Source organism: Xanthomonas sp. F4, assembly GCF_011761895.1.
The window spans coordinates 494,740-507,759 of record NZ_JAASQX010000001.1 but is presented as its reverse complement, the minus strand read 5'-3'; the positions used below and the strand labels follow the sequence as shown (position 1 = coordinate 507,759).

At 69.2% G+C, this 13,020-nt stretch carries 11 protein-coding genes and 1 pseudogene; 6 read left to right on the top strand and 6 right to left on the bottom strand.

What is annotated here, in order from left to right; all coding sequences use genetic code 11:
• Nucleotides 1-238: 238 nt before the first annotated feature.
• Both FHR66_RS02215 and FHR66_RS02210 read left to right on the top strand, forming a co-directional pair.
• The gene (locus tag FHR66_RS02215; protein ID WP_160966942.1) at nucleotides 239-790 is read left to right on the top strand and encodes an NUDIX hydrolase; all 552 of its coding nucleotides are present in this window, start codon (nucleotides 239-241) and stop codon (nucleotides 788-790) included.
• Complete coding sequence (locus FHR66_RS02210; protein WP_343160671.1) at nucleotides 783-1,580, top strand: N-formylglutamate amidohydrolase; 798 nt, start codon at nucleotides 783-785, stop codon at nucleotides 1,578-1,580. Before FHR66_RS02215 ends, FHR66_RS02210 begins: the two co-directional genes overlap by 8 nt.
• Before the next feature lie 29 nt (nucleotides 1,581-1,609).
• On the opposite strand, the pseudogene FHR66_RS02205 reads toward FHR66_RS02210, so the two are convergent.
• Nucleotides 1,610-2,177, bottom strand: a pseudogene (locus FHR66_RS02205) (MFS transporter); the annotation flags it as partial.
• On the opposite strand from FHR66_RS02205, the gene FHR66_RS02200 reads away from it, so the two are divergent.
• Nucleotides 2,172-3,068, top strand: a complete 897-nt coding sequence (locus FHR66_RS02200) for a LysR family transcriptional regulator (RefSeq protein ID WP_167087302.1) — start codon at nucleotides 2,172-2,174, stop codon at nucleotides 3,066-3,068. The pseudogene FHR66_RS02205 and the gene FHR66_RS02200 overlap by 6 nt on opposite strands.
• A 70-nt stretch (nucleotides 3,069-3,138) precedes the next feature.
• Here the strand turns inward: FHR66_RS02200 and FHR66_RS02195 are convergent, their stop codons facing one another.
• Complete coding sequence (locus FHR66_RS02195) at nucleotides 3,139-3,810, bottom strand: DUF7716 domain-containing protein (protein ID WP_160966938.1); 672 nt, start codon at nucleotides 3,808-3,810, stop codon at nucleotides 3,139-3,141.
• A 406-nt stretch (nucleotides 3,811-4,216) separates the two neighbouring features.
• Between FHR66_RS02195 and FHR66_RS02190 the strand changes: the two genes are divergently transcribed.
• Nucleotides 4,217-5,101 carry a transglutaminase-like domain-containing protein gene (locus FHR66_RS02190; protein WP_160966936.1) on the top strand — a complete coding sequence of 295 codons (885 nt, stop codon included), beginning with the start codon at nucleotides 4,217-4,219 and terminating at the stop codon, nucleotides 5,099-5,101.
• Nucleotides 5,102-5,223: 122 nt separating this feature from the next.
• Here FHR66_RS02190 and pip read toward each other — a convergent pair whose 3' ends face one another.
• From pip to prmC, 4 genes are all read right to left on the bottom strand, one after another.
• Nucleotides 5,224-6,165 carry a prolyl aminopeptidase gene (gene pip, locus FHR66_RS02185; RefSeq protein WP_160966934.1) on the bottom strand — a complete coding sequence of 314 codons (942 nt, stop codon included), beginning with the start codon at nucleotides 6,163-6,165 and terminating at the stop codon, nucleotides 5,224-5,226.
• Nucleotides 6,166-6,280: 115 nt separating this feature from the next.
• Nucleotides 6,281-8,644: a hypothetical protein gene (locus FHR66_RS02180; RefSeq protein ID WP_160966932.1), complete on the bottom strand. Its 2,364-nt coding sequence runs from the start codon at nucleotides 8,642-8,644 to the stop codon at nucleotides 6,281-6,283.
• Entirely contained in the window at nucleotides 8,641-9,237 is a 597-nt protein-coding gene (locus FHR66_RS02175; protein ID WP_237475313.1) for a hypothetical protein, read from the bottom strand. The genes FHR66_RS02180 and FHR66_RS02175 overlap by 4 nt, the downstream gene beginning before the upstream one ends.
• A gap of 387 nt (nucleotides 9,238-9,624) precedes the next feature.
• Nucleotides 9,625-10,458, bottom strand: a complete 834-nt coding sequence (prmC, locus tag FHR66_RS02170; RefSeq protein WP_160966930.1) for a peptide chain release factor N(5)-glutamine methyltransferase — start codon at nucleotides 10,456-10,458, stop codon at nucleotides 9,625-9,627.
• Between the two features lie 237 nt (nucleotides 10,459-10,695).
• On the opposite strand from prmC, the gene ahpC reads away from it, so the two are divergent.
• Together ahpC and ahpF are read left to right on the top strand one after the other, a co-directional pair.
• A complete protein-coding gene (ahpC, locus tag FHR66_RS02165; RefSeq protein ID WP_043093067.1) occupies nucleotides 10,696-11,262 on the top strand; it encodes an alkyl hydroperoxide reductase subunit C in 567 nt (188 codons plus the stop codon).
• Between the two features lie 160 nt (nucleotides 11,263-11,422).
• Nucleotides 11,423-13,015: an alkyl hydroperoxide reductase subunit F gene (ahpF, locus tag FHR66_RS02160; protein WP_160966928.1), complete on the top strand. Its 1,593-nt coding sequence runs from the start codon at nucleotides 11,423-11,425 to the stop codon at nucleotides 13,013-13,015.
• Nucleotides 13,016-13,020 lie beyond the last annotated feature (5 nt).

Genomic DNA, 13,020 nt, shown 5'->3' with positions numbered 1-13,020 from the left:
ACAACACTGCCGAATCGAGGCCGGCGCGCCCTTCAAGGTCAGATGCACCGGTTGTGCAAGGTCTGGCCTTGGCCGCTACGCCCCGGCGAACCACGCGACGCCGGCGCCGCGTCGCACCCGCCAACCGCAGGCCGCGTGGCGCACATCAAAACGACATCGCACGCTCTACACTGCACCACATCGCCGGACCGCGCCGCGCGCGACCGCGCCTTCTTCCTCCGCTACCTGCGAGCCGCCCATGCCCCGCCACGATTCCCCGCCCCGCGTCGTCTACGAAGGCAAGTACCAGCGCATGGTCGTGCGCGGCACCTGGGAGTACTCCGAACGCGTGCATGCCGGCGGCCTGGCCGCGATCATCGTGGCGGTCACGCCGGACGACGAGGTGCTGTTCGTCGAACAGTTCCGCGTGCCGCTGCAGGCGCGCACCATCGAGATGCCGGCCGGGCTGGTCGGCGACATCGATGCCGGCGAATCCATCGAGGTGTCGGCGGTGCGCGAACTGGAAGAGGAAACCGGCTGGACCGCCGACCACGCCGAGGTGCTGCTGATCGGCCCGACCTCGTCCGGGGCCAGCAACGAAAAGATCGCCTTCGTGCGCGCCAGCGGCCTGCGCAAGGTCGGCAACGGCGGTGGCGACGCCAGCGAGGACATCACCGTGCATTCGGTGCCGCGCACCCGCGCCGCCGCGTGGCTGGTGCAGAAGATGGGCGAAGGCTACGAGCTGGACGCGAAGCTGTGGGCCGGGCTGTGGATGATCGAACACCACTTGGACGGCACGCCGCGTGTCTGAGCCGCACGCGTCCGCCCTGCCAGCGCTACTGGGCGCCGACGACCCGGCGGTATTCAGCGTCCACCGCCCGCACGGCACGTCCCCGTTCGTGCTGCTGGCCGACCACGCCGGCCAGGCGGTGCCACGCGCGCTGCACGGCCTCGGCCTGGCGCAGGCGGAGCTGGACCGGCACATCGGTTGGGACATCGGCATCGCCGGCACCACCCGTGCACTGTCCGCGTTGCTCGACGCCTGGGCGATCGAACAGACCTATTCGAGGCTGCTGATCGACTGCAACCGCCCGCTCGCCTCGCCGACGCTGATCCCGTCCGTCAGCGACCGCACCGTGGTGCCGGGCAACGCCGCACTGACGGCGGCGCAGCGGCAGCAGCGCATCGACGCCGTGCATGCGCCCTACCACGCACGCATCGCCGCCGAGCTGGACGCACGCCGTGCCGCCGCGCGACCCACCATGCTGGTGATGATGCACAGCTTCACTCCGGCGCTGGATGGCGTGCCGCGGCCCTGGCATGCCGGCGTGCTCTACCACCGCGACACCCGCTTCGCCCACGCGCTGCTGCAGGCGCTACGCGAGGAAGACGACCTGCTGGTCGGCGACAACGCGCCGTACGCGGTCAGCGACAGCAGCGACTACGCGGTGCCCGTGCACGGCGAAGGCCGCGGCCTGCCGCATGTGGAACTCGAAATCCGCCAGGACCTGATCGCCGACGCCGCCGGCCAGCAGGCCTGGGCGCAGCGGCTGGCGCGGATCTTCAGCGCCTTGCAGCCGCAGTTGCTGACGCTGGAGTAAGCCGAGGCGAACGCAAGCTCAGCGATCTCTCATGCCTCGCGCGACAGGCAGGGCGCTGCACCGCATGCGCCGCGCGGGTAGCGCAGGCACAACGCGATGACCACACCCAGGACCGCGAACAGCGCAGCTCCGTACTGCGCCCGCGCCAACCCATCCAGCGCCGCCGCACTGGCGGCCGGTTGCGCGCCGCGCGCCGCATTGGCCACCATCACCAGCACTGCCAGGCCCACCGCACCACCGATCTGCTGCGCGGTGGCGGCCATGTCCGAGGCCACCCCCTGCTGCGGTGCCGGCACGCCCTGGCCGCCCCCCCCACATCGCCGTCCAACTCATGCCCTGCCCCACGCTGAGCAGGACAATGCCCGGCAGCAACGGCCAATAGCCCGCGCCGTGCGGCAATGCGACGGTCGCTCCCGCGATGCCCAGCGCACCTGCGCCGAATCCCCAGGCCAGCCCCTGCCGCGGCGAACGCCGCTGCAGCAAGCGTTCGGCGATGCGGATGCCGAAGGCGCAGACCACGGTCGGCGGCAGGAACGCCATCCCGGCCTGCAGCGGACTCCAGTCGTAGCCGTCCTGAAAGTACAGCGCCAGATGGATCTCAACGCCGTGCGCATGCTGGTGCAGGTGGCGGAGGCGCGCCGTTTCACCGTTGCCGCTGGCCAGCTCGGGGCCAGTCAATCGGGCCTGTCGCGCGCGATCGGCAGGCTGGAAGCGGCGCTCGGCGTCAAGCTGTTGCAGCGCACGACCCGCAACGTCGGGCTGACCCCGTACGGACGCCAGTTCGTCGAGCAGGTGGCGCCGTTGCTGAGCGGCCTGGACGAGGCCGAGCGGCACCTGGCGGACCGCTCCTGCACGCCGTCCGGCACGCTGAAGATCAGCGCGCCGTCGATGTTCGGCCGCAAGGTGCTGGTACCGCTGCTGGCCCCATTGCTGGCCCCATTGCTGGCGCAGCATCCGCAGCTACGGGTGGAGACCGCGCTCAGCGATCGCCTGGTCGACCTGGTCGAGGAAGGTTTCGACGCCGCATTGCGCACCGGCCCCATCGCCGACAGGCGCATCGTCGCACGGCCGCTGCGGCCGCTACGCTGGGTGACCGTCGCCAGTCCCGCCTACCTGGCCGCACACGGCACGCCTACCGACCTGGAGACGCTGCGCGATCACGCCTGCCTGGCCATCCGCAATCCGCGCAGCGGGCGCCTGGCGAACTGGCAGTTCCTGCAGGACGGACAACGCTGCGGATTCGCGCCGCCGGCGCGGATGGTGTTCGACCACGGCGATCCACTGGTCGAAGGCGCCATTGCCGGCATCGGCATCGTGCAGGTGATGGATTTCGCTGTGGCCGATGCACTGGCCGACGGACGACTGCAACGTGTGCTGCAGCCGTTCGAAGGCCGCAGCCGCACGCTGTCGTTGATCTATCCGCCGTCACGGCAGCGCTCGGCCAAGCTGCACGTGTTGACGGACGCGCTGCTGGCCGGGAGCTGGTGAAGCCCGCCCACCGCCGATGGCATGGCAACGCGCGGCAGAGACGGCGCACGCCAGGCGCACAACCCGTCGTCTATTTCAGCGTCGGCACCGACATCCACGGAAACGCCTTGTAGCCTTGCGCCTGCAAGGGGGCGCCAAGTGCGGCGAAGTCGGTCGCGATCGCCGTGGCGCGGCGACGATCCAGTGCCTCGCCTACTGTCAGCGAGCCGGCACGACAGGCGGCCAGCGCCTGCCCGATCGGCCAATCCAGCAGGCGCGCGACCTGCTGCGCCACCGGCTTCACGTGTTCGGGCGGGCAGCTTGCAAGCACCAGGTCGAACGAGGCAAAGATGCCTGCACCGACGCCAGCCGCACGCGCTGCCTCCCATGCGTCCTCGTCCGCCTCGCCGAGGGCTTCGTCCACGCCCTCGACCTGCAGGAATGCGTCGTACTCGGCGTAGTAGGCCAGTGCCTGCGCGTAGTCCTGCAAGGTCGACAACGGGCATTGCCGCTTCTGCACGTCCAGCACGTCGGCAAACGTTGCCGGCTCCAGGTACGGCGCCAGGCCCAGCGCGCGCGCCGCCGGCGGCGCTGCACCAGCGTCGTCGAACGCGGTAGCTTCGTCGGGCGGCAACCAGAAGCGCGCCTGCAGGGGTTCCTCGCCGCTGGCATGCACCCAGCCGAACGCCTCGTGCACGTGAGCGTCGTCGTTGCAGGCGGCAAAGGCGTCCAGCGTCTGGCGCAAGGTCAACAGCGGAATCATGCGTCGTCGGGCAGGCAGCGCGCGGCAGCGCAGTCTACGTCAGGCGTGCGCATGCCTGGCGTCGAAGCTCCGAGACCGGACCATTCACTGCCCCCCCCCCCCGGGCGACGCACCGCACGTGGACGCGCGGTGCCCGGTCGACGGCAGGCACTCGCTGGCTTGGCCACCGCCGACCACATCCGGCGCCGACCGCGCCGCGATGCGATCGCGGTGCCGCAGCGTGCGGCCCGACCCAACTGGCGCTGGCGATCCGCCAAGAGCCCGATCACCGCCGCAGCCCGGGACCCACGCCCGCCGAGGATGCCGAACAGGCGAGTGGGCGCCTTCACGCCCACCTGAGCGTGCGCTGCGCACTCTCGGGCTACGCCGTCCACATCCGGACGTCCCGCCACGCACCGGACCGCCCATGCTCATTCGTCTCGGCTACGAGATCCGCTACCGCTTCCCGCAGCCGACCCCGGTGCTGGCCATGCTCGATATCCACGACAGCCGTCGCACCGACATCGTCGTCGCCACCGCGCTGCAGGCCGAACCGGCGATCCCGCTGCACGGCTACCGCGACCAGTTCGGCAACAGTTGCACACGCATGCTGGCCCCGGCCGGCTTACTGACCCTGCGCGCCGACGCGGTGGTGCGCGACAGCGGCCTGCCCGACCAGTACCGCTACGACGCGCCGCAGACGCCGGTGGAACAGTTGCCGGACGACACCCTGGTGTACCTGCTCGGCAGCCGCTACTGCGAGACCGATCTGCTCAGCGGCATGGCCTGGGAGCTGTTCGGCAGCGCGCCCACCGGCTGGGCGCGGGTGCAGGCGATCTGCGACTACGTGCATGCGCAGATCGAATTCGGCTACGCCCACGCGCGTTCGACCAAGAGCGCCGCGCAGGCGCTGCAGGAAGGCCGCGGCGTGTGCCGCGACTTCGCGCATGCGGCCATCGCGCTGTGCCGCTGCATGAACATCCCGGCGCGTTATTGCACCGGCTATCTGGGCGACATCGGCGTCCCCGCCTCGGACGCGCCGATGGACTTTTCCGGCTGGTTCGAGGCGTTCCTCGATGGGCATTGGTACACCTTCGATGCGCGCCACAACCTGCCGCGCATCGGCCGGGTGCTGATCGCGCGCGGCCGCGACGCCGCCGACGTCGCGATCAGCAACACCTTCGGCGACAACACCCTCGAATCGTTCGTGGTGTGGACCGAGGAAACCGACCAGGCGCGCCTGGACCCACGCCCCGCCGTGGCAGGCGCCGCCGGCACAACGGCACTGCACGACGCCGGCCTGCCGCTGTAGTGCGCTTGCGCTGCATGGCATGGCCGGCGACGGCGGCGCCTGCGCGGCGGAAACCCGCAACGATGCGCGCCTGAATCCTCCGGGCACGGCATGCGCCAGCGCCGGCGCACGCCGTTCCCGCGTCAGGCGAAGCCGTCGGTAGCGCGCACCAGTGCGTCGACGTTCTCGGGCTCGAACGCGGAATGGCCCGAGGCCGGCGTGATCTGCAGCGTCGCCTTCGGCCAGGCCTTGGCCAGGTCCCAGGCGTTGGCCAGCGGGCAGACCACATCGTAGCGGCCGTGCACGATCACCCCGGGGATGTCGGCGATACGGTGCGCGTCGCGCAGCAGTTGGTCCTCGACCTCGAAGAAACCGCCGTTGACGAAGTAGTGGTTCTCGATGCGGGCGAAGGCCAGCGCGAAATGCGGGTCTTCGTGGCTGTCGACGAAATCGGCATCCACATGCAGGAAACTGGTCGCCCCTTCCCACACGCTCCAGGCCTTGGCCGCGGCCAGGCGGGTGGCCTCGTCGTCGCTGGTCAGGCGTCGGTGGAAGGCGGAGATCAGGTCGGCGCGCTCCACCGGCGGGATCGCCGCGATGTAGTGCTCCCAGGCATCGGGGAACAGGCGGCTGGCGCCTTCCTGGTAGAACCACTCCAATTCCCAGCGGCGCAGCATGAAGATGCCACGCAGCACCAGCTCGGTGACGCGCTCAGGATGCGTCTGCGCGTAGGCCAGTGCCAGGGTCGAGCCCCAACTGCCGCCGAACACCTGCCAGCGCTCGATGCCCAGGTGCGTGCGCAGCCGCTCGATGTCGGCGACCAGGTCCCAGGTGGTGTTGTCGACCAGGTCGGCATGCGGCGTGGAACGGCCGGAGCCGCGCTGGTCGAACAGTACGATGCGGTACTTGGCCGGATCGTGGAAGCGGCGCATCTTGGCGTTGCAGCCGCCGCCCGGACCGCCGTGCAGCAGCACCACCGGCTTGCCGTGCGGGTTGCCGCACTGTTCGTAGGACAGGGTATGCCGTGCGTCCACCGGCAACATGCCGCTGTCGAACGGCTCGATCTCGGGATACAGCGTGCGCATGGCGACTCCTGCGGGAAAACAGCGATTCTACCCACGCGCGCCACGATGAGCGGCGCTGACCGGCAACGGCCGGCCGCGAACGGACCTGGCGCAGCGCCGATCGGCCGGTGCAGGGTTAACCGAGAGCCGGCGCGCCTCTGCCGCCAGGGGCGTCCTGTAGCCGCTGCTGCGCTTCCATGGCCAAGTGTTGCTCGCGCTGCTGGTTGAACGCCTGCGTCTGCTGCACCGTCTCGTGCATCGGTGCCGCCGCCTGCGCCACGTCCGTGGCGGCGCGAAACCCCGGCGTGGTACCGGACACCCACAGCTTGTCGCCGGCCACCTGCACCCGGTCGATCTTGTCCGCGCCGGCGATGCCGGCCTGCTTGGCGCCGAGCATCGCCTGCGCGACGTGCGCATCGTCGATATGCGCCGGCACGTCCTTGCGGATGCGCGCGAACATGGCCTGATCGGACGCAGGCAGCGCGCCCAGGTTCTGCGCACGATCGGCCGTATGGCCGGCCGACGGTGCCGAGTGGGCTCCTGAAGCAGGCGTCGTCGCCGCGCCATGCGGATGCGTCGCGGCAGGGGCCTGCGGGTGCGGCTGCGCGGGCGCGTTGGCCGGCGCGCTGCGCTGGAACCACTGCCCGGGATGGGTCAGCGTGTCGTAGGCCTGGCCCGCCGCGTGCTTGGCCGCATCGATGCCCTGCGTGGCGGTCTGCTTTGCGGTCTCGTACGCCTGCGTACCCACCCGCGCGGCGCTGTCGGCCGCTTGCTTCGCCGCATCATAGGCACTGGTGGCCGCACGTCCAGCTTGCTCCACGCCTTCGGTCACTGCGTGTTTGGACGCGTCGTAGGTCTGCGTGACCGTGCGCTCGACATGCTCCACACCGTTTGCGACCACATGCTTCGCCGCGCCGTAGGTTTGAGTGGCCGCGCGCCCAACCTGCTCCGCGCCTTCAGTCACCACATGCTTCGCGGCGTCGTAGGTCTGGGTGGCGGCGCGACCAACCTGCTGCGCGCCTTCGGTCACCACGTGCTTGGTCGCGTCGTAGGTTTGCGTCACCGCACGTTCGGCGCGATCGATCCCATCGGAGACTGTTTGCTTGCCGAGCTGATAGGTCTGCGTGGCGGTTTGCGCCGCGACCCGCGCACCATCGTAGGCATCGACGATGTGATTGGCGACGTTGGCAACGCGCGCCTGTACACGAGGATCATGGATCTTCTCGACCACGGCTTCGGCCGCCGCGTGTGCGCCTCGCTCCACGGCGCCTTTGGCCGACTCGAGCCCGCCGCTCACCCAACGTGCTGCCGCATCCGTACCCTGCCCGTGCAGACGGGCGGCTTCGCCCACCACATGTCCGGCAAATGGCGCCACGGGGATGAAGGGTCCGGTAAAGCGCCCACCTTCCCGCGCCACGATCGCTATGCGCTCGTCCAGCGCTTGCACGTAGCGACCGCCGGCGCGCACGGCATCGGCGCCGGATTGCAGGCCATGTTGCACGCCCCGCACGACACCGTTGCCTTCGATCCCGTCTCGAATGGGCTGCTCGGCATGCAAGGTCAGGTATTCGTTCACTTGCCGCTGGACCCCGGGGGGCAGCAGGCGCTGGCCATCGCCTGCCTGCATCTGCCGCAGCGCCAGCGACAGTTCCCCGCGGTGATGGGTGACATCGCTTTGGAACTGCGCGATGGCCGCTTCATGCGCCGCAGAGCGCTGCACCGCCTCTGCGAAGCGGGTGGGTTCCAGCATGTTGCCCGGACTCTGGCTGCCAAAGTGTTGTTGGCCGCCGTGATCGCCCAGGCGCATCGCGATCAGCACGTTCGGGGGCGGCGCGCCGGCCGGCGCGTCCAGGTAACGGCCAGCACGCAGGCTCTGGATGTCGTCCTGGCTGGCCAGCGATACCACCTTGCCGACGTGCGGGCTGGCCGCGCTCACCACATCGCCGGCCATGCGGTAGTTGGTGAGTTGGCAGCCGGGCTGCGGCGCACCGCCGGTGAGCTGTGCCGCGCCGTAGGCGTTGAAGGTGGCGCCGCGCAGCCCGTACCTGGCCGCCTCGATTTCCGCCAGCGCACCGCCGAGGGAATGGCCGGCGACCGAGACCTGGTCCCTGGGGATGCCACGGTCGGCCGCCTTGGCGAGCATCTCCGCGGTGAACGCATCGGCGGCGGCTTTTTGCGGATTGACGTTGTCGCGCACCATCTTGGCGTCGACAGCGATGTCCTGCAGCGTGGTCAGCGCATGGTCCCGTCTTTCCGCGCTGGTCGCTCCGGAAAACAGCGCCGGATCGGTGCCGCGATAGGCGATGACGATGTCATGCGGCGCCGCCACGTTTTGATAGGCGGTTGCATGAAAGCCGGTAATCGGGTCGCTCGCATATCCGAAGACGGTGTAGTCCTTGCCGTCCAGGGCAACGGCCTTGGACGTTTCGACATCGCGCTGCGAGCGGTTGACATAGGCGTCGTTGGCAGCGTCGGCGCGCACCTGATCGATGTGGCTCATGGGATGACATCCTTGACGACGACGGTGACGGGAAAGTACGCATCGGGATGCTGGGCGACGTCGGGATCTTCAGCGGTCAGGGTTTGCGCACCATGGCGCGCGGCGGCGGGGTCGCCGTACACGCTCTTCTTGAAATAGCTCGTCTGCAGGCCATCGCGCAGGAGAGTATTCAACGTGTGGCTCCAGTTGAACCTGACGCCCTTGGCGACCGCCGTGATGGCGACACTGGTCACGTCCCAGTGGCAGACGCCAAGTTTGTAGTAGTCCTCGTCCTGCAAGGCATCGCGATAGAAATACCCTTTCCACGTGTGCTCGTCCATGCGGGTCATTTCAATATCAACGCCAATGTTCGGCACGTCCTGCTCGCCGAGGAATGAGTCCATTGGCAAGCATTTCTTGTTGACCACGTCATATCCGATGTAACCCTCGATCGAATCCCACGGCCCGGGAGCCTGCGACGTGGCGATGACCTCGTAGCGCTTGACCGGGTGTGGATTCTTCGCGGGGTTTTTCGGACTGCCGTGCGTCATGGAACATCCTGCCGTCAGGGTGATGGAAAGGGTGAATGCAGCCAGAGCCATTCGGGTTTTCATGCGGGCACTCTACGCCGCGGCCGACAGGCGCGCCAACGCGATGGCGATATGGCGCTCCAGCCTGCCTCCCCCTCCCCGGCGCCGCTCGTAGCGGTCATGCACCGCGACAGCCCCAACCGTCTTGCAGGCAATATTCAACGTGCAGCACGGTACCGCGGCGCGTCGATTGCGCGCGAAGGCAGGCCGGCAGGCGTGGCCTGGGAAAGGTTCAGGCGGCACGGACATTCCTCGCACCGGTCTGCGACGGCGCTGCCGACAGGCCCCGCTGTTGATGCGCCGCGTCGTTGCCGAATCGGCAGCTCACGTTTTGTCTACGAGTAACGTCGCGCCACCGCCCGAACCGAGCGCGCTCAAGCACGTCGCGGCGTTCCATCCACCGCTGCCGGCTTACGCCGCCAGGCGCTGCCCCAGCGTGACCCGATCCCGCGCTTCCAGGTCCTGGTAGGTCGCCACTTCGGCGAAGCCGGCCGCCTCGAGCAGCGCGCGGACCGCCGGGCCCTGGTCCCAGCCGTGTTCCAGCAACAGCCAGCCGCCGGGCAGCAGATGCGCCGGCGCATCGGCGACGATCCGGCGCAGGTCGTCCAGGCCATCGGGGCCGGAGGCCAGCGCGCTGGCCGGTTCGTAGCGCAGGTCGCCCTGCTGCAGGTGCGGGTCGTCGGCAGCGATGTATGGCGGGTTGCTGGCGATCAGATCGAAGCGCTGGCCGGCCAGCGGTTCCAGCCAGGCGCCGTGGGCGAAGGTGACATTGTCCAGGCCGTGCGCGTGCGCATTGGCCTGCGCCACCGCCAGGGCGGCCGCACTGAGGTCGGTGGCCAGCACCTGCGCCTGCGGCCGCTCGCTGGCCAGGGCCAGGGCGATCGCGCCGCTGCCGGTGCCGAGGTCGGCGACGCGGCGGCCCGGTGCCAGGTCCAGCCGCTCCAGCGCCAATTCCACCAGCCGCTCGGTGTCCGCGCGTGGGATGAGCGTGGCCGGTCCGACCGCCAGGTCCAGGGTCCAGAACCCGCGCCGCCCGGTCAGGTAGGCCACCGGCTCGCCCTGTACACGCCGGGCCAGCAGCGCCTGGAACCGGCCCGCCGCCTCGTCCGCCAGCGGCTCGCGGGCGTGCGCGAACAGCCATGCACGGTCGCGCTGCAGGGCGTGCAGCAGCAGGGCTTCGGCATCGCCGCGCTCGACCTGGGTGCAGGCCGCGCGCAGCAGGGACTCGGGGGTAGGCGCATTCATCGCTGTCACGATGACGCAGCGAGCGCGGAAAAGCCAACGTGGTAGAACGGACCGACGCCCATGCGCCAAGGGTGGCTGGCGCCATCGTGCGGCAGTGCAGCAAAGAGCCAGGCTTGAGAATCGATAGAAGAAACCTATCTATTCAATTCCATCAATCGATTTGAGGGATCTATTGGCGCCCCCTATCATGAGGCTCGTTCCATCCCCCGACCCCTATTGCAACCACGAGGAAACTCCATGTCGTCTTTGATCAACACCCAGGTCCAGCCGTTCAAGGCCAACGCCTACCGCAACGGCGAATTCATCGAAGTCACCGACGCGGACCTGAAGGGCAAGTGGTCGGTGCTGATCTTCATGCCGGCCGCCTTCACCTTCAACTGCCCGACCGAAGTGGAAGACGCCGCCGAGCATTACGCCGAATTCCAGAAGATCGGCGCCGAGGTCTACATCGTCACCACCGACACCCATTTCTCGCACAAGGTGTGGCACGAAACCTCCCCGGCGGTGGGCAAGGCCCAGTTCCCGCTGGTCGGCGACCCGACCCACCAGCTGACCCGCGCCTTCGGCGTGCACATCGAGGAAGAAGGCCTGGCCCTGCGCGGCACCTTCGTGATCAACCCGGAAGGCGTGATCAAGACCCTCGAGATCCACGACAACGCGATCGCCCGCGACGTCACCGAGACCCTGCGCAAGCTCAAGGCCGCGCAGTTCGTCGCCGCGCACCCGGGCGAGGTGTGCCCGGCCAAGTGGAAGGAAGGCGAGAAGACCCTGAAGCCGTCGCTGGATCTGGTCGGCAAGATCTAAGCCGCCCTCGCTCCCATCTCCGCCTAGCGCGGGGGTGGGGGTGAACCGCAGCCGGCATCGCCCGCCGGCGCCGGCTGCGGTTCATCCCTCCTCCCAATACGCGGCGCGCTGCTCCGGCAGCTCGCCTCCCCCTCGTTTTGCCCAACGTCAGGAGTCCGCCATGTTGGATGCCGATCTGAAAACCCAGTTGAAGGCCTACCTGGAGCGGGTCGTCCGGCCCATCCACATCACCGCGTCGGTGGACGATGGCGCCAAGTCGCGCGAGATGCTCGACCTGCTCGAGGACCTGGTGCTGCTGTCGGACAAGATCACCCTGGACGTGCACCGCGACAGCGGCGAGCGCGCGCCCTCGTTCGCGCTGAACAGCCCGGGCCAGGACATCCACCTGCGCTTCGCCGGTCTGCCGATGGGCCACGAGTTCACCTCGCTGGTGCTGGCGCTGTTGCAGGTCGGCGGCCACCCGTCCAAGGCCACCGCCGAGCTGATCGAGCAGGTGCGCAACCTGCCCGGCGAGTACCGCTTCGAAACCTATTTCTCGCTGTCCTGCCAGAACTGCCCGGACGTGGTGCAGGCGCTGAACCTGGCCGCGGTGCTGAACCCGAACATCCAGCACGTGGCGATCGACGGCGCGCTGTTCCAGGACGAGGTCGAGGCGCGGCAGATCATGTCGGTGCCGACCGTGTACCTCAACGGCGAAGTGTTCGACCAGGGCCGCATGACCCTGGAGCAGATCGTGGCCCGGCTCGACACCGGCGCGGCCAAGCGCGATGCGGCGGCGATCGCGGCCAAGACGCCGTTCGACGTGCTGGTGGTCGGCGGCGGCCCGGCCGGCGCGGCGGCGGCGATCTATGCCGCGCGCAAGGGCATCCGCACCGGCGTGGCGGCCGAGCGCTTCGGCGGCCAGGTGCTGGACACCATGGCGATCGAGAACTTCATCTCCGTGCAGGAGACCGAAGGCCCGAAGATGGCCGCGGCGCTGGAGCAGCACGTGCGCCAGTACGACGTGGACATCATGAACCTGCAGCGCGCCGAACAGCTGGTGCCGGCCGGCGCCGACGGCCTGGTCGAGGTCAAGCTGGCCAACGGCGCCTCGCTGAAGAGCCGCACGGTGATCCTGTCCACCGGCGCGCGCTGGCGGCAGATGAACGTGCCCGGCGAAGACCAGTACCGCAACAAGGGCGTGGCCTATTGCCCGCACTGCGACGGCCCGCTGTTCAAGGGCAAGCGCGTGGCGGTGATCGGCGGCGGCAACTCCGGCGTGGAAGCGGCGATCGACCTGGCCGGCATCGTCAGCCACGTCACCCTGGTCGAGTTCGACAGCAAGCTGCGCGCCGACGACGTCCTGCAGCGCAAGCTGCGCAGCCTGGGCAACGTCGACATCCTGGTCAACGCGCAGAGCACCGAGGTGCTGGGCGACGGGCAGAAGGTCACCGGCCTGGTGTACAAGGACCGCGTCGGCGGCGACGTGCATCGCGTGGCGCTGGAAGGCATCTTCGTGCAGATCGGGCTGTTGCCGAACACCGAATGGCTGCAGGGCACGGTGGCACTGTCGCCGCGCGGCGAGATCGTGGTCGACGACCGCGGCCAGACCTCGCTGCCGGGCGTGTTCGCCGCCGGCGACGCGACCACGGTGCCGTACAAGCAGATCATCATCGCCATGGGCGAAGGCTCCAAGGCGGCGCTGAGCGCGTTCGACCACCTGATTCGCCACAGCGCACCGGTCGCCAGCGGCAGCGTCGCCGAAGCGGCCTGATCCGC